Annotated in this window: 23 protein-coding genes; 10 read left to right on the plus strand and 13 right to left on the minus strand. The window is 70.3% G+C overall.

Going from position 1 to position 23,587, the window contains the following annotated elements; genetic code table 11:
• Positions 1-187 precede the first annotated feature (187 nt).
• Positions 188-808, plus strand: coding sequence for a DUF47 domain-containing protein (locus tag ACWEQO_RS22015; protein WP_109379201.1), 621 nt, complete (start codon positions 188-190; stop codon positions 806-808).
• Between the two features lie 8 nt (positions 809-816).
• Positions 817-1,818 (plus strand): anion permease, encoded by a 1,002-nt coding sequence (locus ACWEQO_RS22020; RefSeq protein ID WP_452984907.1) that lies wholly within the window; start codon positions 817-819, stop codon positions 1,816-1,818.
• 112 nt (positions 1,819-1,930) lie between these two features.
• Here the strand turns inward: ACWEQO_RS22020 and pstB are convergent, their stop codons facing one another.
• From pstB to mshD, 8 genes are all read right to left on the minus strand, one after another.
• Positions 1,931-2,707 carry a phosphate ABC transporter ATP-binding protein PstB gene (pstB, locus tag ACWEQO_RS22025; protein ID WP_361460168.1) on the minus strand — a complete coding sequence of 259 codons (777 nt, stop codon included), beginning with the start codon at positions 2,705-2,707 and terminating at the stop codon, positions 1,931-1,933.
• A gap of 43 nt (positions 2,708-2,750) precedes the next feature.
• Positions 2,751-3,809: a phosphate ABC transporter permease PstA gene (pstA, locus tag ACWEQO_RS22030; RefSeq protein WP_452984908.1), complete on the minus strand. Its 1,059-nt coding sequence runs from the start codon at positions 3,807-3,809 to the stop codon at positions 2,751-2,753.
• Positions 3,806-4,804 carry a phosphate ABC transporter permease subunit PstC gene (pstC, locus tag ACWEQO_RS22035; RefSeq protein WP_452984909.1) on the minus strand — a complete coding sequence of 333 codons (999 nt, stop codon included), beginning with the start codon at positions 4,802-4,804 and terminating at the stop codon, positions 3,806-3,808. Before pstC ends, pstA begins: the two co-directional genes overlap by 4 nt.
• 106 nt (positions 4,805-4,910) lie before the next feature.
• Positions 4,911-6,041: a phosphate ABC transporter substrate-binding protein PstS gene (pstS, locus tag ACWEQO_RS22040; RefSeq protein WP_361460173.1), complete on the minus strand. Its 1,131-nt coding sequence runs from the start codon at positions 6,039-6,041 to the stop codon at positions 4,911-4,913.
• Positions 6,042-6,645: 604 nt separating this feature from the next.
• Complete coding sequence (locus tag ACWEQO_RS22045; protein ID WP_452984966.1) at positions 6,646-7,026, minus strand: NUDIX hydrolase; 381 nt, start codon at positions 7,024-7,026, stop codon at positions 6,646-6,648.
• 119 nt (positions 7,027-7,145) lie between these two features.
• Positions 7,146-8,378: a CHAD domain-containing protein gene (locus ACWEQO_RS22050; protein ID WP_452984910.1), complete on the minus strand. Its 1,233-nt coding sequence runs from the start codon at positions 8,376-8,378 to the stop codon at positions 7,146-7,148.
• Positions 8,359-10,596, minus strand: coding sequence for an RNA degradosome polyphosphate kinase (locus ACWEQO_RS22055; RefSeq protein WP_361460179.1), 2,238 nt, complete (start codon positions 10,594-10,596; stop codon positions 8,359-8,361). The genes ACWEQO_RS22050 and ACWEQO_RS22055 overlap by 20 nt, the downstream gene beginning before the upstream one ends.
• Before the next feature lie 573 nt (positions 10,597-11,169).
• Positions 11,170-12,150, minus strand: a complete 981-nt coding sequence (gene mshD / locus ACWEQO_RS22060) for a mycothiol synthase (RefSeq protein WP_452984911.1) — start codon at positions 12,148-12,150, stop codon at positions 11,170-11,172.
• Positions 12,151-12,429: 279 nt separating this feature from the next.
• On the opposite strand from mshD, the gene ACWEQO_RS22065 reads away from it, so the two are divergent.
• Entirely contained in the window at positions 12,430-14,298 is a 1,869-nt protein-coding gene (locus tag ACWEQO_RS22065) for a bifunctional metallophosphatase/5'-nucleotidase (protein WP_452984912.1), read from the plus strand.
• A gap of 135 nt (positions 14,299-14,433) precedes the next feature.
• Here the strand turns inward: ACWEQO_RS22065 and ACWEQO_RS22070 are convergent, their stop codons facing one another.
• The 4 genes from ACWEQO_RS22070 to ACWEQO_RS22085 all read right to left on the minus strand — a co-directional run bounded on the left by ACWEQO_RS22070 (position 14,434) and on the right by ACWEQO_RS22085 (position 16,141).
• Positions 14,434-14,634, minus strand: coding sequence for a DUF1737 domain-containing protein (locus ACWEQO_RS22070; RefSeq protein WP_361460184.1), 201 nt, complete (start codon positions 14,632-14,634; stop codon positions 14,434-14,436).
• A 65-nt stretch (positions 14,635-14,699) separates the two neighbouring features.
• A complete protein-coding gene (locus ACWEQO_RS22075; protein ID WP_279335185.1) occupies positions 14,700-14,939 on the minus strand; it encodes a hypothetical protein in 240 nt (79 codons plus the stop codon).
• Entirely contained in the window at positions 14,936-15,262 is a 327-nt protein-coding gene (locus ACWEQO_RS22080; RefSeq protein WP_361460187.1) for a DUF6247 family protein, read from the minus strand. The genes ACWEQO_RS22075 and ACWEQO_RS22080 overlap by 4 nt, the downstream gene beginning before the upstream one ends.
• A gap of 282 nt (positions 15,263-15,544) precedes the next feature.
• Positions 15,545-16,141 (minus strand): TetR/AcrR family transcriptional regulator, encoded by a 597-nt coding sequence (locus tag ACWEQO_RS22085; protein ID WP_452984913.1) that lies wholly within the window; start codon positions 16,139-16,141, stop codon positions 15,545-15,547.
• Between the two features lie 64 nt (positions 16,142-16,205).
• Here ACWEQO_RS22085 and ACWEQO_RS22090 point away from each other — a divergent pair, with 64 nt between their 5' ends.
• Entirely contained in the window at positions 16,206-17,102 is an 897-nt protein-coding gene (locus ACWEQO_RS22090) for an SDR family oxidoreductase (RefSeq protein WP_452984914.1), read from the plus strand.
• A 108-nt stretch (positions 17,103-17,210) separates the two neighbouring features.
• On the opposite strand, the gene ACWEQO_RS22095 is transcribed toward ACWEQO_RS22090, so the two are convergent.
• Entirely contained in the window at positions 17,211-17,840 is a 630-nt protein-coding gene (locus ACWEQO_RS22095) for a class I SAM-dependent methyltransferase (protein WP_452984915.1), read from the minus strand.
• 164 nt (positions 17,841-18,004) lie between these two features.
• On the opposite strand from ACWEQO_RS22095, the gene ACWEQO_RS22100 reads away from it, so the two are divergent.
• The 6 genes from ACWEQO_RS22100 to ACWEQO_RS22125 all read left to right on the plus strand — a co-directional run bounded on the left by ACWEQO_RS22100 (position 18,005) and on the right by ACWEQO_RS22125 (position 23,574).
• Positions 18,005-18,580: an immunity 49 family protein gene (locus ACWEQO_RS22100; RefSeq protein WP_452984916.1), complete on the plus strand. Its 576-nt coding sequence runs from the start codon at positions 18,005-18,007 to the stop codon at positions 18,578-18,580.
• A 202-nt stretch (positions 18,581-18,782) separates the two neighbouring features.
• Positions 18,783-18,926: a hypothetical protein gene (locus tag ACWEQO_RS22105; RefSeq protein ID WP_452984968.1), complete on the plus strand. Its 144-nt coding sequence runs from the start codon at positions 18,783-18,785 to the stop codon at positions 18,924-18,926.
• Positions 18,927-18,953: 27 nt separating this feature from the next.
• Positions 18,954-19,340: a DUF6507 family protein gene (locus ACWEQO_RS22110; protein WP_452984917.1), complete on the plus strand. Its 387-nt coding sequence runs from the start codon at positions 18,954-18,956 to the stop codon at positions 19,338-19,340.
• Positions 19,337-21,535, plus strand: a complete 2,199-nt coding sequence (locus ACWEQO_RS22115; RefSeq protein WP_452984918.1) for a hypothetical protein — start codon at positions 19,337-19,339, stop codon at positions 21,533-21,535. The genes ACWEQO_RS22110 and ACWEQO_RS22115 overlap by 4 nt, the downstream gene beginning before the upstream one ends.
• 24 nt (positions 21,536-21,559) lie before the next feature.
• Positions 21,560-22,024, plus strand: a complete 465-nt coding sequence (locus ACWEQO_RS22120; RefSeq protein WP_452984919.1) for a hypothetical protein — start codon at positions 21,560-21,562, stop codon at positions 22,022-22,024.
• A 119-nt stretch (positions 22,025-22,143) separates the two neighbouring features.
• A complete protein-coding gene (locus ACWEQO_RS22125) occupies positions 22,144-23,574 on the plus strand; it encodes a DUF6177 family protein (RefSeq protein ID WP_452984920.1) in 1,431 nt (476 codons plus the stop codon).
• Positions 23,575-23,587 lie beyond the last annotated feature (13 nt).

Below are 23,587 nucleotides of genomic sequence, written 5' to 3' on the forward strand. Positions count from 1 at the left end.
GCGAACTTTGTTGGGTATAGGCACTGTGGCTGATGTCCACGGGCAGCAGCCGCGCCACGGCCCCGGACCGCCCCCGTGCCTGTTGCCCGAGACCGAATGGGTGACACTGGTGGACGGCCCGACAGTCGTGGCTGGATGGTGCGCCCGGCACCAGCCTCACCGAACCGACGCATCACGAGGACCCCACGTGCGCTTTCGTCTGACCCCCAGGGAGACGAGCTTCTACGACATGTTCGCCGCGTCCGCGGACAACATCGTCACGGGCTCGAAACTCCTGATGGAACTGCTCGGGGCGGACGGCCCCGCCCGGGTCGAGATCGCAGAGCGTATGCGGGCCGCGGAACACGCGGGCGACGACGCGACGCACGCGATCTTCCACCAGCTGAACTCCTCGTTCATCACGCCCTTCGACCGTGAGGACATCTACTCCCTGGCCTCGTCCCTCGACGACATCATGGACTTCATGGAGGAGGCCGTCGATCTGGTCGTCCTCTACAACATCGAGGAACTGCCCAAGGGCGTCGACCAGCAGATCGAGGTGCTGGCGCGGGCCGCCGAGCTCACGGCCGAGGCCATGCCGAACCTGCGCACCATGGACAACCTCACCGAGTACTGGATCGAGGTCAACCGCCTGGAGAACCAGGCCGACCAGATCCACCGGAAACTGCTGGCCCATCTCTTCAGCGGCAAGTACGACGCCATCGAGGTGCTCAAGCTGAAGCAGATCGTGGATGTCCTGGAGGAGGCGGCCGACGCCTTCGAGCACGTGGCGAACACAGTCGAGACCATTGCCGTCAAGGAGTCCTGAGCCCCTTCATGGACACCTTCGCTCTGGTCGTGACCATCGGGGTCGCGCTCTTCTTCACGTACACGAACGGCTTCCACGACTCGGCGAACGCCATCGCCACCTCGGTCTCGACCCGTGCGCTCACCCCGCGGGTGGCCCTCGCGATGGCCGCCGTCATGAACATGGCCGGCGCCTTCCTGGGGTCCGGGGTGGCCAAGACGGTCAGTGAGGGGCTGATCCAGACCCCCGAGGGCTCGACGGGCATGGGGATCCTGTTCGCCGCGCTCGTCGGCGCGATCACCTGGAACCTCATCACCTGGTACTTCGGACTGCCGTCCTCCTCCTCGCACGCCCTGTTCGGCGGCATGGTGGGGGCGGCGCTGGCCGGCGGGACGGCCGTGTACTGGGACGGGGTGCTGGACAAGGTCGTCATCCCGATGTTCGTGTCGCCGATCGTCGGTCTGCTCGTCGGCTACCTGGTCATGACGGCGATCATGTGGATCTTCCGGCGGACCAACCCGCACAAGGCCAAGCGCGGTTTCCGCATCGCGCAGACGGTCTCCGCGGCGGCCATGGCGCTCGGGCACGGTCTCCAGGACGCGCAGAAGACGATGGGCATCGTGGTGATGGCCCTGGTCATCGCGGACGTCGAGGACTACGGCGATCCCATCCCGGTCTGGGTGAAGATCGCCTGTGCGGTGATGCTGTCGGCCGGTACGTACGCGGGCGGCTGGCGGATCATGCGGACGCTGGGCCGTAAGATCATCGAGCTGGACCCGCCGCAGGGGTTCGCGGCCGAGGCGACCGGAGCGTCGATCATGTTCGCCACGGCGTACCTGTTCAAGGCACCGGTCTCCACCACGCACGTGATCACGTCGGCGATCATGGGTGTCGGGGCGACGAAGCGCATCAACGCGGTGCGGTGGGGCGTCGCCAAGAACATCGTCATGGGGTGGTTCATCACCATGCCCGCGGCGGCGCTGGTGGCGGCGGCCTCGTACGGGCTGATCTACCTGGTGGTCCTCCGGTAGCACGATCCCCGCGCGGCGCCGGAAAACGCTCGGGCCCGCCCCCGCTACCGGGGGGCGGGCCCTTCGCGTCCTCACGGTGGCACCGCCATGCAGCACCGCGAGGGGTCTGTGATCAGCCGAAGCGGCCGGAGATGTAGTCCTCCGTGGCCTGGACCGACGGGTTGGAGAAGATGCGCTCCGTGTCGTCGAGCTCGATCAGCTTGCCCGGCTGGCCGACGGCCGCCAGGTTGAAGAACGCGGTGCGGTCGGAGACGCGCGCCGCCTGCTGCATGTTGTGCGTCACGATGACGATCGTGAACTGCTCCTTGAGGTCACCGATCAGGTCCTCGATGGCGAGGGTGGAGATCGGGTCCAGGGCGGAGCAGGGCTCGTCCATCAGGAGCACCTTCGGCTCGACCGCGATCGCGCGGGCGATGCACAGCCGCTGCTGCTGACCGCCGGAGAGGCCCGAGCCGGGCTTGTTCAGGCGGTCCTTGACCTCGTTCCAGAGGTTGGCGCCCCTCAGGGACTTCTCGACGATGCCGTCCAGCTCGGACTTCTTGTACTTGCCGTTCAGGCGCAGGCCGGCCGCCACGTTCTCGTAGACCGACATGGTGGGGAACGGGTTGGGGCGCTGGAAGACCATGCCGACCTCGCGCCGCACGGCGACCGGGTCGATGCCGGGGCCGTAGAGGTTCTCGTCGTCGAGCATGACCTTGCCCTCGACCCTGCCGCCGGGGGTGACCTCGTGCATGCGGTTGAGGGTGCGGAGGAAGGTCGACTTGCCGCAGCCGGACGGGCCGATGAAGGCCGTCACGGAGCGGGGCTCGACGGTCATCGAGATGTCCTCGATGGCGAGGAAGGAGCCGTAGTAGGCGTTGAGGCCGCTGATGTCGATGCGCTTGGCCATGGGGATCACTGCTTCTTTCGGGTCCGTGTCGCTGATGGCCGCGTCAGCGACCGGTCTTCGGGGCCTTCCAGCGGGCGATGCCGCGGGCCGCGAGGTTGAGGATCATGATGAACGCGATGAGCGTCAGAGCCGCCGCCCAGGCACGGTCGTAGGCCGGCTCGGAGCCGTTGTTGTACTGCAGATAGATGTACATCGGCAGTGACGCCTGGGGACCGTCGAAGGGGTTGGCGTTGATAGTGGCCGTGCCCCAGACCAGCAACAGCACCGGAGCGGTCTCACCGGTGATGCGGGCGATGGCCAGCATGACGCCGTTGACGATGCCGCCGATGGACGTCGGCAGGACGACCTTCAGGATGGTGCGCCACTTGGGGACGCCGAGCGCCAGGGAGGCCTCGCGCAGCTCGTTCGGGACGAGCTTGAGCATCTCCTCGGTGGACCGGACGACGATCGGGATCATCAGGATGCACAGGGCGAGCGAACCGGCGAAGCCGGAGTAGCCCATGTCCAGCATGATGATCCACAGGCTGAGGATGAACAGACCGGCGACGATCGACGGGATGCCCGTCATGACGTCGACGAAGTAGGTGACGGCCTGGGCGAGCTTGCCGCGCCCGTACTCGACCAGGTAGATCGCGGTCAGGATGCCGAGCGGGACCGAGATCAGGGTGGCGATGCCGACCTGCTCCAGGGTGCCGAGGATGGCGTGGTAGATACCGCCGCCGGGCTCCTGGTCGGCGACGACGCCCATGGAGTGGGTGAGGAAGAAGCCGTCGAGGACCTTCACGCCCTTCTTGACCGTCTCCCAGATCAGGGAGGCCAGCGGGATGACGGCGATGATGAAGGAGACCCAGACCAGGCTGGTCGCGGTGCGGTCCTTGGCCTGGCGCTTGCCCTCGACCGCGGCCGACAGGGCGTAGGAGCCGACGACGAAGAGGAGCGCGGCGATCAGCGCCCACTGGATGCTGCTGTGCAGGCCCGCCACGGCGCTGATGCCGAGGCCCAGCGCGATCGAGCCGGCCGCGACGGCGGCGGCGTACCACTTGGGGAGCCGGGCGCCGCGCAGGGAGCTCGCGGACTTGGGGGTGATGGTTGCGTGGCTCATGCGTTGGCCCCCGAGTACTCCTTGCGGCGGGCGATGATCAGGCGGGCGCCGCCGTTGACCACCAGGGTGATCACGAAGAGCACCAGACCGGACGCGATCAGCGCGTCCCGGCCCAGCGGGTTGGCCTCGTTGAACTTGCTGGCGATGTTCTGCGCGAACGTGCCGCCGCCCGTGTCGAGCAGGCTGAAGTTGATGTCGAAGGACGACGAGAGCACCATGGCCACGGCCATCGTCTCGCCGAGCGCGCGGCCGAGGCCCAGCATCGAGGCGGAGATCACGCCGGAGCGGCCGAAGGGGATCACCGACATGCGGATGACCTCCCAGCGGGTGGCGCCCAGGGCGAGGGCGGCCTCCTGGTGCATCTGCGGCGCCTGCCGGAAGACCTCACGGCTGACGCTGGTGATGATCGGCAGGATCATCAGGGCGAGCAGGACGCCGACCGTGAACAGCGAGCGCGCGACGCCGCCGTTCCACTCGAAGAGGCCGGTCCAGCCGAGGTAGTCGTCCAGCCAGCCGTAGAGACCGCCCAGGTGCGGTACCAGCACGAGGGCTCCCCACAGGCCGTAGACGATGGACGGCACGGCGGCGAGCAGGTCGATCACGTATCCGATGACGCCGCTGAGCCTGCGCGGGGCGTAGTGCGTGATGAACAGCGCGATGCCCACCGAGACCGGGACCGCGATGAGCATGGCGATGACCGACGACACGACGGTGCCGTAGGCCAGTACCGCGATGCCGAACTCCGGCGGGTTGCCGCTGGGGTTCCATGCGAACGAGGTGAAGAAGTTGGCCTCGTTGCTGCTGAGCGCGATCACCGTGCGGTAGGTGAGGAAGGCCGCGATCGCGGCCATGAGCACCAGCACGAAAATGCCGGACCCCCGGGAGAGCCCGAGGAAGATCCGGTCACCGGGGCGGGTGGCGCCGCGGGCGGCGCGCTTCTGCTCGGCCGGTGGGGGGACGGGGGGTGGGGCGGTCTGTGTTGTGGATATGTCCATCAGGGTTCTCCGGTCTGCGGGGCCTCTCACTGTTCGAGGCCCCATGGCGGCGGTGCACCGGACGGTGCGGTCCGGCCCCTGGTGGGGAGCCGGACCGCACTCGGGGTCAGCTCAGGCTCGAGATGGTGTCGCGAACCTTGGTGATGATCTCCTCGGGCATCGGGGCGTAGCCGGCGTCCGCCAGCAGGGCCTGACCGTCCTCGGAGGCCATGTAGTTCAGGAAGGACTTCGTGGCGGGCAGGGTGTCCGCCTTGTTGCCCTTGTCGCAGGCGATCTCGTAGGTCACCAGGACGAGCGGGTAGGCGCCCTCGGCCTCGGGGGTGTAGTCCAGCTCCAGCGCGAGGTCCTTGCCGGTGCCGACGACCTTGGCGGCGCCGATGGCGGCCGTGGCGTTCTCGATGGTGGCCTTGACCGGCTCGGCGGCCTCGGTCTTCACGTCGACGGTCTTGATGCCCTCCTTGGCGTAGGAGAGCTCGAAGTACGAGATCGCACCCTCGACCTGCTTCACCTGCTGCGCCACACCGGAGGAGCCCTGGGCGGACTGGCCGCCCTTGGCCTCCCACGACTTGCCCGGCTCGTAGGGCCAGGCCTTCGGCGCGGCGGCCTTCAGGTACTTGGTGAAGTTGTCCGTGGTGCCGGACTCGTCGGAGCGGTGGAACGCCTGGATCTTCAGGTCGGGGAGCTTCGCGTCGGGGTTCAGCTTCGCGATCTTCTTGTCGTTCCAGTTGCTGATCTTGCTGTCGAAGATCTCCGAGATGGTCGCGGCGTCCAGGACGAGCTCGTCGACGCCCGGGACGTTGTAACCGATCGCGATCGGACCGCCGACCATCGGCAGGTCGATGGCCTGGCCGTCGGTGCAGATCTTCTTGGAGTCCTCGATCTCCTCCGGCTTGAGCGCCGAGTCGGAGCCGGCGAACGCGGTCTGACCCTGGAGGAAGGCGGTGATGCCGGCGCCGGAACCGTCAGGACGGTAGTTGACCTGCACGTCCTTGCAGGCGGCCGTGTAGTTCTTGACCCAGGCGTCGATCGCGTTCTTCTGCGCGGAGGAGCCGGAAGCCTGAAGCTGACCCTTGGCGTCGTCGCACTGGATGTTGCCGGTCTGCGCGCTGGCGGAGGAGTCGCCGCCGCCGTTGCCGCCGCTGGTGTCGTCCGACCCGCACGCCGTGAGGGCCAGGGCGCCGGAGACGGCGAGAGCGCCGAGAGCGAGGGCCCGCCGGTTCTTGCGCTGAAGCTTCACTTGAGTTCCTTCCAGGTGCCGCCGGCCTGAGTGCGGCGGCGTGCGAAGTCTGAAGTCAGAAGTCTGGGCGATGCCGGCGCCCGATCGGCGGGCGGTTCGCATCGCGTAAGGCCGAAATTAGGCAGAAGAGGTGACGGCGCCGATGGGCGTAAATGAACGAGAGGTGAACCCCTGAGGACGGTGCGGTGAGGTCACGGAACGCTTACGCCAAGGACACGGGTGGATACCGGGCCGGAACGGGGCACTCCCGCACGGCGGGGGGCCGCGGCCGGATCGTCGTCCGGGCGTCGTCGGACGGCTGTCCGCGTGTTGCCTGGAGGTGGGCCGGGTGGGGCGGGTGGTCTGAGGGGGCAGATGGTCTGGGCGAGGCGGGTGATGCGGGTGGCATGTGTGGCGTGCGTGGCGTGCGTGGTGCAGGTGGTGCGGGCGACGTGCATGGCACGGGTGGCGCAAGTGGTGCAGATGGTGCGGGTGGTGTGCGTAACACAGGCGGTGCGGATGGCGTGCATGGCGCAGGTGGTGCGCGTAGTGCAGATGGTGCGGGCGGCATGGGTGGTGCGGGTGGTGTGGGTGGTGGAGGGGGTGCGGCAGGGGCGGGCGGGTGTCAGCGGGCCGGGCGGAAGGTGGCGAGCAGGGCGTCCACCAGGTCGGCGTCCCTCGGCTCGGTGAGCCGGCGGCGGGCCATGTGCGGGGGGAGCCAGAGGAGGCGGTCCACCTCGTCGTTGGGGGTGAACGTGCCGGCGACGGCCTCGGCGGCCCAGTACCGGACCCGCTTCGGCCTGCCGTTCGCCAGGTAGTGCGCCGACGGGAGTTCCACGGCCGGCACCGCCCAGTGGCCGGTCTCCTCCGCGACCTCGCGCAGCGCTCCGGCGAGCGGGTCCTCGCCGCGCTTCAGCTTGCCCTTGGGCCAGGACCAGTCGTCGTACTTGGGACGGTGCACGAGACACAGTTCGAGCGTCCCCCCGACCGGGGCGCGCCGCCACAGGACACAGCCGGCCGCCTGGACGGTGAGGGGGACGGCGGCCGGGGCCGTCTTCGAGGCCGGTTTCGGGTCCGGGTCCGCGGGTCGGCCGGAGCTGTCGGACGGGCTCACCGGGCGCCTCCCTACGACGAGCCGACGACGTCCGTCTGCCAGCAGTGCTGGAACGCGTACCGGGCCGCCTCCACGTCGTGCCGCTGGTCCGCGTGGAGCACGCCGAGCGCGTACGCCGTGACCGGGGCGATCCGCGGGGTCCGGGCGGCGTGCGCCGCGGCCGCCGCGGCCTCGGAGGCGTCCCGGTGCCGGTCCAGGGCTTCGCCCGCGGCGACGAGGCCGACGTTCGGGGGCGACGCCGGGGCGGCGGCGCTTTGTGCGGGGCCTTCGGCGCCGGTGGGGGCCGGGGCGGCGTACAGGACCTCGCGGGCGTACCGGTGCAGGCGCAGCAGCAGGCGGACCTGGTGCCAGGGAGCGTCCTGCGGATGCGGGGCCGGGTCCGGCGACAGCCCGTGCATCAGCGCCTCCGCGTTGTACGGGCTGCCCGCGGTGACCAGGGGCAGCGCGGCGACGGCGTCGACGAGCCGCTCCCGCGCGGCCTCGGCCAGCGGGCGCAGGTCGGCGGAGCCGGCGGCCGGGGCCAGCGGAACCTCGCTGGCCAGCACGGCGACCTTGTCGGCGACCGCGTGGAAACGGGAGGAGCCGAGGGCCTGCAGCGCCGTGGAGTGCGCCCGGGTCCGGGCCAGGGTGAGCTGCCGGTCCAGCAGGGCGCCCGCCTTCGCGGCGCCCACGGTGAGCTTGCTGCGTTCGGACACCGCGGTGGCGGCCGGCGTCCCGGCGGGGCCGGAGGCGGTCGCCGTACGCGTGCCGGTACGCGCGCTCGCCCCGGCGGAGGCGACGGCGGCCGGAGGGGCCGGCCGGGCCGTCCCGGTCCTGCTCCCGGGGTCCGCCTGGGCCGGGAAGGCCGTGCCCGACAGCCGGTGCAGGGCAAGGAGCAGCCGCTCCAGCCGCGCCGAGCAGGCGTGTTCCAGGGCCAGCGTGCCGGAGACCCAGGCCAGTTCCGGGCGCATCGCCTCGGACCAGTCGGGGTCCAGGACCGCCTGGAAGGTGTGCAGGCTGCCGCTGATCCGGCGGGCCGAACGGCGCAGTGCGAGCGCCGCCTCGACGGAACCCCCCGAGGACGCCGTGCCCGCCCCCGCCTCCCGGTGGAGACGGAGCGCGCGCAGGAACTCGGTGGCCTGGGCCCGCAGGTAACCGGCGAGGGCCGCCGCGTGCACCGGGCCGGGCACCGGGTCGGCCATCGGGCCGGGCACCGGGTCGGTCAGGGGGGTGGGGTTCGTCGGGTCAAGGTGTTGCTGTGCCACGCCGGCGCCTCCGGGCGTCAATGAGCATGTCCTGGACGTGCCGCAGGGGCCGGCCGTCCGCGTCCACCGCGTGTCGGGTCCACGTCCCGTCCGAGCCGAGGTGCCAGGACGAGGTGGCGTCGGACATGCCGGTCTCCAGCAGCCGGTTCAGCGCCGCCCGGTGGGCGGGGTCGGTGACCCTGACCAGGGCCTCGATCCGGCGGTCCAGATTGCGGTGCATCATGTCCGCGCTGCCGAGCCACACCTCGGGCTCACCGCCGTTGCCGAAGCAGAAGACACGGGAGTGTTCGAGGAAGCGGCCGAGGATGGAACGGACCCGGATGTTCTCCGACAGGCCCTCGACGCCCGGCCGGATCGCGCAGATGCCGCGCACCCACACGTCCACCGGCACCCCCGCCTGCGACGCCCGGTAGAGGGCGTCGACGACCGCCTCGTCCACCATCGAGTTGACCTTGATGCGGACGTAGGCGGGGCGCCCGGCCCGGTGGTGCTGGGCCTCCTTGTCGATCCGTGAGACCAGACCGTCGCGCAGGGACTTGGGTGCGACGAGCAGCCGCCGGTACGTCTCGCGTCGGGAGTAGCCGGAGAGGCGGTTGAACAGGTCGGAGAGGTCCGCGCCGACCTGCGGGTCGGCGGTGAGCAGGCCGAGGTCCTCGTAGAGCCGGGCCGTCTTGGGGTGGTAGTTGCCGGTCCCGACGTGGCAGTAGCGCCGCAGCGTCTCGCCCTCCTGGCGGACCACGAGGGACAGCTTGCAGTGGGTCTTCAGACCGACCAGTCCGTAGACCACGTGACAGCCGGCCTCCTCCAGCTTGCGCGCCCAGTTGATGTTGGCGTGCTCGTCGAAGCGGGCCTTGATCTCGACCAGGACGAGGACCTGCTTGCCGGCCTCGGCGGCCTCGATCAGCGCGTCGACGATCGGGGAGTCACCGGAGGTCCGGTACAGGGTCTGCTTGATGGCGAGGACGTCCGGGTCGGCGGCGGCCTGCTCCAGGAAGGCCTGCACGGACGTGGAGAACGAGTCGTACGGGTGGTGCAGCAGCACGTCCCGGCTGCGGAGCGCGGCGAAGATGTCGGGCGCCGACGCCGACTCGACCTCGGCGAGGTCGCGGTGGGTGCCGGCGACGAACGCGCGGTACTTCAGCTCGGGCCGGTCGAGGCGGTGGATCCGGAAGAGACCGGTGAGGTCGAGCGGCCCCGGCAGCGGGTACACCTCGGCCTCGCCGATCTTCAGCTCGCGCACGAGCAGGTCCAGGACGTCGCGGTCGATGGACTCCTCGACCTCGAGGCGCACCGGCGGCCCGAAGCGGCGCCGCATGAGCTCCTTCTCCAGGGCCTGGAGCAGGTTCTCCGCGTCGTCCTCCTCGACCTCCAGATCCTCGTTGCGGGTGAGCCGGAAGGCGTGGTGCTGCAGCACCTCCATGCCCGGGAACAGCTCCTCCAGGTGGGCGGCGATGACGTCCTCGAGGGGGACGTAGCGGCCCGGGGAGCTCTCCAGGAAGCGGGACAGCAGCGGCGGCACCTTGACCCGGGCGAAGTGCTTGTGGCCGGTGACCGGGTTGCGCACGACCACGGCCAGGTTCAGCGACAGGCCCGATATGTACGGGAACGGGTGCGCCGGGTCGACCGCCAGCGGGGTCAGCACGGGGAAGATCTGGTGCCGGAAGAGGGTGAACAGGCGGGCCTGCTCCTTCTCCGTCAGCTCGCTCCAGCGGACCAGGTGGATGCCCGCCTCCGTCAGCCCGGGCAGGACGTCCTCGTGGAAGCAGGCGGCGTGCCGCGCCATCAGCTCGCGCGAGCGGCTCCAGATCATCTCCAGCACCTCGCGCGGCTGGAGGCCGGAGGCGGAGCGGACGGCGACACCGGTGGCGATACGACGCTTCAGGCCGGCCACCCGGACCATGAAGAACTCGTCCAGGTTGCTGGCGAAGATCGCGAGGAAGTTGGCCCGCTCGAGCAGCGGGGTGGCAGGGTCCTCGGCGAGCTCGAGGACCCGCTCGTTGAACGCGAGCCAGCTGCGCTCCCGGTCGAGGAACCGGCCCTGGGGCAGCGGCTCGCCGCCCGGCTGCAATTCCTTGTAGGCGTCGAGATCCGCGTCGATGTCGGGTTCCAGGTCGGAGACCGTACCGGCCACGGTCTGCGGCCGGTGTGCGGCGAGGGAGCCCACGGAGGGCTGCGCGTGCTGTACCTGTGCCTTTGCTTCGGCGTTCGGCTGGCTCATGGCCCCATTGTTCCGCGCCCGCAGCCTCACGGGCGCGTCGGAAAGCGCGGGTGGGACGAATGGTGCCCCTGGGACGTCCCCGTCACCCCTCCGGGGCGGCGGTGGCTCTGAGGCGGCGGGATTCATTCGCCGAGCGTCGCAAGACTGTCTGAATCAGCGGTTACGGAGACATGACGTGCGGGATATCGGGGAGCGGCCCGCGGGAGCGCGCCGCGGGGAGCGGGCCCGGGGCGCGAACCGCGCGTTCCAGGCGGTGCGGCACCGTGTGGATCATGCGTCCCGTGCCGGAGCGACGGGGTGGCACGGCACGGGCCTGCCCCCGGCCCGCCCCGGGCCGGTTCCACGGCCTTCCGCCGACCGTATGCGCCGGCTTCGGGCGGGCTCGCGCCGGCTTCGGGCGGGCTCGCGCCGGCTTCGGGCGGGCTCGCGCCGGGGCCGGATGCGAACCCGCGGCGGAGACGGCGGGCCGGAGCCCGGCACGCGGGGCGCGAGCCCGGTCTCTCCGGCCCGTCGTCTGCGTCGTCTGCGTCGTCTGCGTCGTCTGCGCCGGGGGCGTCGGGGCCGCCGGGTCCGTCAGGTCTCCGTCCGGTACATCAGGTCCGTCTCGTGGGTGAGGAAGCCCAGCCGCTCGTAGACGGCCACGGCCGCCTTGTTGTCGGCGTCGACGTACAGCATCGCGGTGGGCAGCCCCTGCCCCGCCAGGTGGCGCAGGCCGATCGTCGTCAGGGACTTGCCGAGGCCGCCGCCCTGGGCCTGCGGGCTCACGCCGAGGACGTACACCTCGCCGAGTCCCTCCGCCCGGTGCACCTTGGTCCAGTGGAAGCCGACGAGCCCGCCGCCCTCCCGCTCGGCGAGGAAGAAGCCCTCGGGGTCGAACCACGGCTCGGCCTTGCGGTCGTCCAGGTCGCGTTGGGTCAGGGCGCCCTGCTCGGGGTGGTGGGCGAAGGCGGCGGCGTTCAGCGCCAGCCAGGCGGCGTCGTCCTGCCCGGGGACGAAGGTCCGCACGGTCACGCCCTCCGGCAGCACCGGGTCGGGCAGCTCCAGCCCGGCCAACGGCCGCCGCATCTGCCGCAGTTCGCGGAAGAGGGTGAGCCCGAGGACCTGGGCGAGATGGCGGGCGGCGGAGTGACCGCCGTGTGCCCACACCCGCAGCCGCTTGCCGGAGGCGGCGAGCAGCGCTGACCCGAGCGCCCGCCCGTGCCCCTGCCCCCGGTGGGAGGGGTGCACGACCAGCTCGGCGGCCGGCGGTTCGACCGGGTCGGTGTCCTCCAGCTGGGCGTACCCGACGAGTTCGCCGTCCTTGCCGCCGTCGCTCCCGCTCGCCTCGCTCGCCCCGCTCGTCTCGTGGGTGAGGAAGAGCAACAGATGGGTCACGCCCGCCCGTTCACCGCCGCGCAGCTGCAACCGCCCCTGCTCGGACACCGCCTGCTGCCCGTCGGTCTGGGCGGCCTCGTCGAGCAGGGCGAGAACCGCCTCGACCTGCTCCGGGGAGAGCGCGGTGTGGGTCCGGAGCGAGCGGGTGCGGCCCGGCCGTGCGAAGTCGTCGCTGGTCATGCGTACGAGGGTAAGCGGCGGGCGCCGAAAACGGGCGAAGACGGCGTCGGATGCGGAGCCGAAGGCACGTCCCGACCGGTCCCGACCGGTGCCGGGACGTGAAAGATAATCAGGATGTGACCATGAACCCCCTGTCGCGCTACGCGCGTTGACTCTAGGCTGCGCCGGGTGGCCGGCGCGCGCCTCACGCGGCTCCGGCCCGGCCCCGCGTAGACAGGCGCCGACCGACGCCGACCGACGCCGACCGACTCCGACCCACGCAGACCCGCAGGGGGGCGCATGCCAGCCACACCCAGGTCCACATCCTTGACGTACCGTCCGCGCCGCAGACGCCGTACGAACCGTCTTCTCGTGTCCGTCGCCGGTGTGCTCACCGTCGGCGCGCTGGCCGCGGCCACCCTGCCCGCGGAGGCGGCGACCGCGGGCGGGGGCAAGGGCGGCGCCTCGCACGGGCACGGCCACCACAAGGGCCACCACAAGGGCCACCCGGGCCGCTACCAGGACGTGCAGCTGCTGTCCTTCAACGACCTGCACGGCAACCTGGAACCCCCGACGGGTTCCTCGGGCCGGGTCACCGAACTGCGCCCGGACGGGACGACGGAGACCATCGACGCGGGCGGTGCGGAGTACCTCGCCACCCATTTGCGCGAGGCCCGCAAGGGCAACCGTTACTCCGTCACCGCGGCCGCCGGCGACATGGTGGGCGCGTCCCCCCTCCTCTCCGGTCTCTTCCACGACGAGCCCACGATCGAGGCGCTGAACAAGCTCGACCTGGACGTCTCCTCCGTCGGCAACCACGAGTTCGACGAGGGCGCCAAGGAGTTGGGCCGTCTGCAGAACGGCGGCTGCCACCCGGTCGAGGGCTGCTACACGGACAAGAAGTTCAAGGGCGCCGACTTCCCGTACCTGGCGGCCAACGTCCTGGACGAGAAGACGGGCAGGCCCGTCCTGAAGCCGTACTGGGTGTGGAAGCACAAGGGCGTCAAGGTCGGTTTCATCGGCGTGACGCTGGAGGCCACCCCCGACATCGTCTCCGCGGAGGGCGTGAAGGGCCTGTCCTTCAAGGACGAGGTCGAGACGATCGACAAGTACGCCAAGGAGCTCCAGCGCCAGGGCGTGAAGTCGATCGTGGCCCTGGTGCACGAGGGCGGCTTCCCCGCCTCGTCCTCCTACAACTACGACTGCGACTCCCCGGGCGCCGGCGACGGCGTCTCCGGCCCGATCGCCGACATCGCCGAGAAGGTATCGCCCCAGGTGGACGCGCTGGTCACCGGCCACACCCACGCGGCGTACGTGTGCACGATCCCGGACCCGGCGGGCAAGCCCCGCATGGTCACCTCGGCCGCGTCCTTCGGCCGCCTCTACACGGACACGACGCTGACGTACGACCGCGTGACGGGTGACATCGCCCGCACGGCCGTGAAGTCGGCGAACCACGTGGTGACGCGGGACGTCCCGAAGGCGCCGGACATGACCCGGCTGATCGGCAAGTGGAACACCCTCGCCGCCCCCATCGGCAACCGCCCGATCGGCTACATCTCCGGTGACATCACCAAGGACGGCACCACCGAGACCCCGCTCGGCGACCTGATCGCCGACGCCCAACTGGCCTACGGCCGGACGCTGGACCCGGAGACCGACCTGGCCCTGATGAACCCCGGCGGCATCCGCGCGCCCCTGACCTACGCGGCGAGCGCCGCCGAGGGCGACGGCGTGGTCACCTATGCCGAGGGCTTCACCGTGCAGCCGTTCGCCAACACGGTCAACCTCCAGGACTTCACCGGCGCGCAGCTGATCCAGGTCCTCGAGGAGCAGGTGAGCGGCGCCAACGAGGCGGCGCCGAAGATCCTCCAGGTCTCCGCCGGTCTGACCTACACCCTGGACCTGACCCGGACCGGAGCGGACCGGGTGGTCACGGACTCCATCAGGCTGAACGGCTCCGCGATCGACCCGGACGCCACCTACCGCGTCGCCACGAACAGCTTCCTCGCGGGCGGCGGCGACGGCTTCCCGACCCTCGGCGAGGGCACGGCGGACCTGGTCGGCGAGGACGACCTGACGGCCCTGGAGCAGTACCTGACGGCCCACTCCTCCCCCGCGAACCCGCTCGCCCCGCCCGCGGCGGACCGCATCACGGTCGTCCGGTAGCCCACGGACGCCCCCGGGAGGGGCCCGGCACACCCGGCAGGCCGCGAGGCCCGCGGGCGCGCCGGGCCCTTCCTTCCGGTTCCGGAGGCCCGGTCCGGCCGACCGTGCGCCTGCGTCTGCGCCGGGGCGTGTCCGTCACGTCGAGGCGGTGTCCGCCGCTCCGGGCCACAGGACCGCTTGCGCGACGATCACCCGGTCGCCGTCGAACGTGACCGACGGTCCCTCGTGGAGCCGGTACCCCATCGCCAGGGCCTCGCTCACCCGACGGCAGAACGCCACGTCGTCAGGACCGGTCAGCACGCGGTACACGGGCAGCCCGTCCGGCGGTGTCTTCATGATCTCAGCGTGTCACACGCGTCTCGGTTCCAGAGGGCTCAGAGGGCTCAGAGGGCTCAGAGGGCTCAGAGGGCCACGAGGTCGATGACGTTGACGACGACGTGGCGGTTGGACACGACGTAGGTGACGAAGCCGCCCTGGAAGCCCGCGGACCAGCTGTTGTCGCGGTTGCTGAGGGCCGGCGGGCCGAACGGGTTGAGGGTGAGCAGCTTCTCGAGGTTCTCGAGCGAGGTCCGCCGGGAACCCGGTAACGCGGCCTTCCGCGCCGCCGCGCGGTCCACGTACCGGATGGCGTAGGCGCTCACCGGCGTCCGCCCGCAGGGACGGGCCGGCCGTTCGCGTCGAAGCCGTGACCCTGCGCGTCCCGGAACACGAGGCCTTCGGTGTCGTCCGTCGTCATGCGTTTGACGGTCCGTTCGACGTCGTCGAGGTAGCCCGGTGTGGCGCAGGCGCAGGCGAAGGGGAACCACTTGTCGATCACGGCGTCGAGCGCCGACTGGTCGAAGTCGGCGGCGGCGCTCAGCCACTCCTGCTCGAAGGCCTGCAACCAGTCCCGGCGCCGCTGCAGGGCCGCACGGATCGCCTCGGGTGTCCTTGCGCAGGAGTTCGGATCCACCTCGTGGGCCATGGTCGGCTCCTCTCCTCCGGCCGGGGTGTGGCGTGTGGGCCGGAGGACCACGGTAGAACGCGCGAGACACCGGACGGGGACGGTCGGACGTGTCACCTGTCACCGTCCGCTCACCGGCCTCCGGGTGGCCGGGCACAGCCCCGGCCCCGGCCCCGCGAGCGCCTGCTCACCCGAGTGCAGCCGGGCCGCCACCGGCGCCCGCGCCGAGGAACCGCTCACTGTCGGGCGGGGCGGTGCGGTCCTCGCACCGTCGGAGTCCTCTTCGGCCGGGCGTGTCGCCTGTCACGGCAGTTGGTCGAATGCCCGGTCGGCGTCGGCCACGGCCTCGGGGTGAACGTCGTGGGCGGTGCGACCGTCGGCGATCTTCTGCCAGTTGGTGCGGGCGAGCACCCGTTGGACCGCGAGTACCTGGGCGGCCAGCAGGCGTGCCTGGATGCCTTCGCCGAGGGCGTCCGCCAGTGCCTCCTCGTCCTCGAGCTGGTACCGCGTGAGCCGTCCTGCCAGGCTCGGTGTGGTGAACACCAGCCGGTGGAACGCCACCACCTCGGGGTGATCGCTGAGGCCGGTGACGGGGTCGCACCGGTCCAGGCCGGCCCGGAAGTGCCGGTGCAGCGCCGTCACCGGCTTGACGCCGGGCCTGCGGCCGCGTACGACGCGTGCTGCCTCGCCCTGGTGGTCCGCGAACCGGTGCAGCACCAGGTCTTCCTTGGTGGGGAAGTACCGGAAGAGGGTCGGCTTGGAGATCTCGGCCGCCGCGGCGACGTCGTTGACCGAGACGCGGTCGAAGCCGTGCTCCAGGAACAGCGAGACGGCCGCGTCGCCGATGGCGTCGCGCGTCCGCTCCTTCTTGCGGGCCCGCAGCCCCGTCGACTCGCTCATTTGACCACCGTAACATTCGTGACCAGGTTGCTTTTTTAACCGAGTAACGTTTTCAATGGGCGGCATGCATCAGAGAGACACTCCTCCCGTGCTCGTCACCGGGGCGACGGGCCGGGTCGGCCGCGTCGTCATCGACCGACTCCTCGACGCGGGCGTGCCGGTGCGCGCCCTCATCCGTCGCTCCGAGGCGGCGGCGACGCTGCCGGCGAAGGCCGAGGTCTTCATCGGCGACCTCACCGCGCCCGAGACGCTCGACCCGGCGTTGAACGGCACCGGCGCCGTCTTCCTCGTCTGGACCGCCCCGCCTCGGACCGCCGCAGCAGTCGTCGAGCGGCTGGCAGCCCACGTGCGGCGGATCGTCCTCCTCTCCTCCCCGCACCGGACGCCGCACCCCTTCTTCCAGCAGCCCAATCCCATGGCGGTGCTGCACGCCGACATCGAGCGGCTCGTCGCGGCCACCGGACTCGAGTCGACGATCATCCGGCCGGGGATGCTCGCGTCGAACTCGCTGGCCTGGTGGGCGCCCGCGATCCGGGCCGGCGAGGTCGTCCGGTGGCCTCACGGCGCTGCCGAGTCGGCACCGGTCGACGACCGCGACGTCGCAGCCGTCGCGGCGCGGACGCTCCATCAGGACGGACACGTCGGGGGCGACTACGTCCTCACGGGCCCCGAATCGCTGACCCAAGCCGCGCAGGTGGACGTCATCGGTGACGTCCTGGGGCGCCGGATCGCGTTCGAGGAGATGACGCCGGACGCGTTCCGGAGCCTGTCGGAGGGTGCGGCGCCCGGCTCGGTCGTCGACATGCTGCTCGCCGCGTGGAGCGCGGCGGTCGGACAGCCCGCGTACGTCACCACTGCGGTGGCCGACATCCTCGGGACGGCACCGCGAACGTTCCGCCAGTGGGCCGCCGACCACGCCACCGCGTTCACGGAGGGCTCGGAGGGGCCGGAGGGGTCGTAGCCTCGTCGACCGCGATCTGCGCCCCTGGCCGCGGTCCTCGGTCCGTCGTCGCCCGGCCCCCGCTCCCGGGGTGTGCCGGACGCGTGTGCGCGTCGCCCGCGGGCGTCCTCAGGGGCGGCGGGCCAGCAGGTGGGCGTCGAGGAAGCCCCGCTCGGAGGCCGGGTCGTGGAGCAGGCGGGCGAACGGGACGAGCCCGGCCCCGGCCAGCAGCTCCGCGAACCGGTCCACCGGCCAGCTGTAGGCGGGCGTGACCTTGTGGTCGAAGCGGACCGGCTCCGGTCCGTCGGTCGCGAAGAACGAGACCAGGAGCAGGCCCCCCGGCGCCAGAACACGTACCTGCTCGGCGAGCAGCGCGGGCAGTTCCCCAGGAGGGGTGTGGATCACCGAGTAGTGGGCCAGCACGCCGCCGAGCGCGCCGTCCTCGACCGGCAGGGCCTCCATCGGCGCCTCATCGAACCGCAGCGCCGGACGGGCCCGCCGGGCGTGGGCGACCATGCCCGGGGACAGGTCGAGCCCGAAGGCGTCCAGCCCCAGTTCGTGCAACATGGCCGTCAGGTGTCCGGGTCCGCACCCGACGTCGGCCGCCCGCGGGTTCCCCGTCCCGCGCACCAGCTCGGCAAAAGTGCCGATCATGTTCCGTGAGAACGGGTGAGCCTCCAGCCGGTCGGCGAACATCGACGCGTAGAGCTCGACGACCCCGTCGTAGGCGGCCTTGGTCTCGTCCTGGTGTTCCGCCACGGGGAAGAAGCTAACACTCTTGCCGTTCGCGGCCGTTCTCCGGCTCCGTACCGCCCTGAGGCCGGTTCCATGAAGGGCATCGAAGGGGTTGCGCGGTGGCCCGACCCGGTTGTGCACGTACTGCCGTTCTCCGCGGGGATCCGTCACCTTATTTCGAGGCTGCGGTGGAGCACGCCTCCATAGCGAGGGACTGGCTGGATGCCTTTGCGTTGTGCCTGATAAGCGGCATGGTGTGGGGCCGGGACCGTGTCATTGGGCTCCTGCTGCATGAGCACGCGTCCACGATCCACGACGGGGTGCCGCACTCGAAGCTGGAATCGAAGTCGGATCCGGCGGAACTGGCGGAGATGGATACCCTCGCCTGCTACCTGACCCAGGATCGCGGGCACCTGCCACGGGACTGGCCGTCGGTGACATTGCGCATGCCGGAGGTCGACGAACGCCTCGATGCGGCGCTACGACTGAATGGCCTCGGCACTCTGACGCCGGACCAGCGGCTGCTGCGCGTGCTCCTGGAGGACAACCAGTCAGCCTTCGAGCAGGCCCTGGTGCATCGTCTGGCCCAGCATCGGGAGGGCGCACTGCCCGATGCGGCGCTCCGCAGCCTGCTTCCGCAGAAGACCATCGCCTTGGCCGCACTGGCAGTCCAGGTACACGGCTGGGACTTGCGCGTCCGATCCGCCTACCTGCCGCCCGTCTTGCTCAATGCCCCGGAAGGCGCTCCGTCAGACAGTAGGTGAATCAGCGTCCCGCCCCCTGTTCGGGTGGAAGTTCCGGGTGGGACTTCGACCGCCGGCCGGCTCGCTTGTCCCGCCTACGCAGCTGTCGCTCAGGGGGCGTGATGCTGACTGCCGGGAGCCGGAGCTGCCGGGTGTCGGTCAGCGTTCGGATTGCGCCAACTCGCCTTATCCACGTTGCGTTTGCAACATGTGATGCGACAGTATGTTCGAGGTTACGGGGCGTAACAGTGCGGCCGACGAGGTGCGCGAGATCATCCGGCTGGTCCGCACGACGATGGAGCAGAACGACGGCACCGCGCAGTCGGCCCTGGCCAGGGCACGCGCAGCCGTCGACAACATCGGCTGACGTCGGTGGTCTGAACGGGGGTTCGGAATGACGGGGTGGGACATATCGCCGTCGGGTGTCGAGTTCGTGACCTCGCTCGTCCAGGACGCGATGGACGACGTGGCCAAGGATGTGAAGGCGTATGGCACAGATGTGACGAGTGCGGCGGCCTCTGCCGGAACCATCAGCGGCATGTACTGCGGTCCCGTGCCGACGGGTCCCGTCGCTGCGGCGCTGTCGCTGTTCGTGGAGGGAACGGCGACAGACGTGCTGTTTCTCGGAGCGCGGGCGGCGAAGTCGGTGAACGGGGCGCGGGACGCGACGGAGCACTACGTGACCGGTGATCAGGAGATGGCCGCGCTTACGCAGCGTGCGGCTCTGGCGGCCCCGAAGGTCGAGCTGCCGGGGCAGGGCGAGAAGGACGGAAAGAAGTGATCAGCCCGTACGACATACCGCAGTTCACGGGCGACTTCGACCAGTTGGACAAGGACGTCTCCGGGTTGCGCAGCGATGCCATCGGTATCCGCAACGGCGGCATGGACGTGCACTCCCGCTTCCAGATGCTGGAAGCCTTCTACACCGCGCCTGAGGCCGAGGCGCTGTTCGCCACCACGCGGCCGGTGATGGACGGGGCCGAGGTCTTCGCCACGAAGCTGGAGACGGTGGCCGACGCGCTGGACACGTATGCCGTCGAGGCCCGTCCGTTGGCCAAGCGGCTGGAACAGCTCAAGACGGACGCCCTCGCGTTCACCCGCAGTGTGGAGGGTGACGACGACTGGACCGAGGACGAGAAGAAGGTCGAGCGTAACCAGCGGCTCATCAACGACGTCACCGCAACGCAGTTCGCGTTCCAGGAGGCGGAACGCCTGGCCGCCGACAAGATCTCGGCGGTCGTGGGTGGCCCGCGCTTCGTGGCGGACGACGGCAGCGGTCTCGTGGAACGTGGGACGGTGCGGTACGGCTTCGAGCTCGATCTCCTCGAGGAAGCCGAACAGTTGCCCTGGGGCACACCGGAGGAGCAGACCTATGAGGCGTGGAGCTGGGGTTGGTTCGGCCATGGTGCCAAGAGCTTCTTCTGGGACGGCATCTACAAGGACGGCATCGAGGCGGGCGTCGAGGGCCTGTGGGCACTGGCCAGTGGGGACGGGGAGGCATGGAGCGGCCTGAAGGACGTCGTCACCGGCATCGGCCTGTACACCATGACCCCGTACGACGCGTTCATGGACTGGGCGGTCGGCCCGGACGAGGAGAGCGAGGACGAGGTCCGGGCGAAGCAGGCGGCCAAGGAGTTCGGCAAGGCGCTCGTCGCGTGGGACATGTGGCAGGAGAACCCGACCCGCGCGGCCGGGACGGTCGTCTTCAACGGTCTCACCCTGGGCGCCGGCCCGCTTGCGGTCGCTTCGAAGGCCGGCAAGGGCGGCCTGGCCTCCCGGACCGCCGGAGTCGTGGGCAAGGCCGGGCTGTTCATGGACCCGGTCCATGTCGGCCTCAGAGCCACCACTGCGGCGACCGGCAAGCTGCCCAAGCTGTCCGAACTCACGCATCGGATCACCGCGGGCGCCGGGGCGTCGGCGGACGCCCAACGCGTGCACAGCGTCATCGAGCTGGAGGACGGCTCGAAGGTCGTCATTGAGAACGGCGAGTTCATCCCCTACGACAGACATGGCCATGAGATGGCCGAGGCCGCTCGGCGGGAGCCTCCTCTGGCTGTCCAGGTGGCACCGGAGCGGACGTCGGTGCCGAATCGAGAGTTCGTCGGGGCCGGTGCTGGTGCGCGGATGCATGACGGCCCGACTGCCACAGGCGTCTCTTCTCGCGCTGTCGACGGTAGTGGAACCTACGAGCCAGCTCGTGGAGCGGGCTTGGATGCAGGCGGTGGCTCAGGTCATAGCGATGGGGCAGTCACGCGGGAAGGAGTGCGAACCGGTGAGAGAGCCGGGGGGCCCGGACGCGGAGTTGGCTCCAGCGACCCGACTGCGCCTGCTGGCGATGGTGAGCATGGCCTGGCGAAGACCGACGACATTGACGATCAGGCTACCGCCGATGGTGACGAGAACAGCGGCAGGGCACCGAGTGACACCGATGGCGTGGGACTGTCCTCCACTGACCACAGGCAAGGAACCGGGCAACCCGACTTCACGCGTCCGGTGCTGCCGCCAGGGCAGGCGGAGCTGTCTCTCAGGGAGCTTCGCGCGCTGCGTGCCGGGCGGCATCGCTACACGATGGCGGAGGAGATAGGCCGACAAATGTACGGCGGTGGGAGTGAGCGTGGCTACCCGGTACCCACACATGACCACCCTTACTACCCTGTAGAGACTCCGGGTGGCCGTAAAGTGGATGTCCCTGTGGACCTTCCAGGAGGACGGACACTGGCAGTTGAGATAAAACACTACCTGTCGTTCCGTACGATCAAGCTTGCCGACGGGACAAATCAAGTCGTCAAGGGGCAGGTGCCGCTGAGTGACGGGATCAAGGAGCAGATCAACAAAGACTTGACGTTGCGTCGACTTGATCCGAGTTTCGATCCACGCTGGGTATTCATGGATGCGCCGCCATCCCAAGCCCTCAGGCGCTATCTCATTCAAGCTCGAATAATATTCATAGAATACGGACCTGCACCGAAGAAGTAGGGCCATTCGTAACTGGAGGGACTGATGATGGCGAGCGCGAGCACTCCTGGTCCGGAGCTCGACCGGTGGATTGAGGAGGGGCGCAGGGCGATCCTCGACATTGCGGAAATGTTGGGGGTTTCCGCGGATGCTTACACCGCTGATCCGGCCAGGCTTATTCCGTATCTCCAGAATTATGTTTCACGCTTGCCGCTCCGTGAGTTTGAGCAGCCTGACTGGATGACACTGCACGGTGACCTGTTGTCCTATGTGGCTGACTTCTTGATTCGAGTACACGGTGCCCGTTGGATTGTGGTGGAGGATCAGTCGATGCCCCACGGGTTTCGTTACGTGATCGAGGCGACCGGACGTGAGGGGGGCGTCCACAGGGTTGATCCTGCCGACGTCGTGGCGAACGAGTTGAAGAACCCGCCCATTGAAGTGGCGAGGATGCTGGCGAGTGCGGAGTTGACGCTTCATCTTGTAGCGCGAATCTCCGATGATCGATAAGTTGCATTGCTGGATTGGCTGAGCCGGCAGATCCCGCATGCTCATCAGCTCATCCAGAGCATCCTCACCGACGCGACCGCAACCGACACAGCCGCAGCCGCAGCCGTGGAAGAGACTCCGTGACCAAGGACGTCATCGCCCTCACCCCGAAGATGCCCGATCTGCCCACGCTGCTGGCCGGTCTGTACGCGGGTGGCCCTGGCCTCGGGGTCGACAGCCTGGCCGACGGAGCGGTCGTCCGGCTCTGCGCCCCCGACGGGCGACCCCTCGTCTCCGTCGAGGCGCCGATCCTGGTCCAGGTCCCCGGTGAGACGGCCCGTCTGCTCGGCGCCGGCGCGGGCCACGACGGGCCGGTGTGGTGGACCGAGGCACGGGCCTCCACGGCGGTCGCGGAGGCGGGGCGGCTCGCCGGCTCCTTCGCGGGACGGCTGGCCACCGTGCTCGACGGCACGGTGTGGCCGCCGGAGGCAGGGACCACCGAGGTCGTGCCGCTGACCACGGACGTCTCCGCCGTCCCGGCCCCCGCCACCGCGACGCCCGCTGTCGACGTCCTCACCCCGAGCACCGCCGTGGTGATCCAGGACCGCCCCCTGGTCGCCATGACCAGCTGGCTCTCCGACGCCCTGCGCGCGGCGGCCGACGGCGAGAGGGCCCTGCAGATCGTGACGCCGCCCGCCGCCCGCCTCACCCTGGCCACCCGCAGCGTGCTGCGCGGCCTGCCCAACCGCTGGGTCGTCCAGGACCCCGAACACGGCTACTACGACGGTCTGTCCGGTGCCGTCCTCCAGTGGAGGGGCGGCACCTTCACACCGGTGCGCGACGAGCAGGGCGGGGCCCGGCTCGCGGAAGCCTTCGCGGCCCCCAACGGCACCGGTGACCGCCAGCTGCTGCTCACCCTGCGCACCCACCACGCCCCCGACGAGGACCTCGTCCTGGGCCGGGCCCTGGAAGCGGCTTTCCGACGGCTGACCGGTGCCCCTCCGGCCGGCTGGAGCACGGCCGAACCGGTCAACCTGCCCTGGTCGACTCGGCAACTGACCGACCTGGCGCGCGCCCGCGCGCCCCGGCCCACCTGGCTGATCGCCGTCGGACGTCCCGCCCGTCCCGCACTCGCCACGGTCCGAGTGCTGCGCACCCCGGCGGGTGTCGAGGAGGACATCACCCTGTCCCTCGGATACGGCGAGGGCGAGGCGCCGCCCCTGGATGCCGTCGAGGGGCTGGCCACCGAACTGGACGCCGAGCACGGCCTGGTCACCCTGTTCACGGCGCTCCGGTCCGCACGCCGGGATCTCACCGTCCCCGCCCACGTGGAACCCCCGCCGGTACCGGTGGCGTTCACCCTCGGCCGACGGGAGGCCGAGCGCGTCGGCCGGGCACGCGCGGAGCGTCCGCCCACCGGGCCCCCGCCGATGCTGCTCGGCCGCACCGCAGAGTCCGCACTGCACTACCGGCTGGGCGACGGGACAGACGCCGAAGCGTGGGGTCTGTTCCGCGCACTCTTGCGGCATCTGAGCCCGGTGGAGGGGGAGGAAGGCCTCGCGAAGCCGTGACCGCCCGGCCCGC

The organism is Streptomyces sp. NPDC004051 (assembly GCF_053604275.1).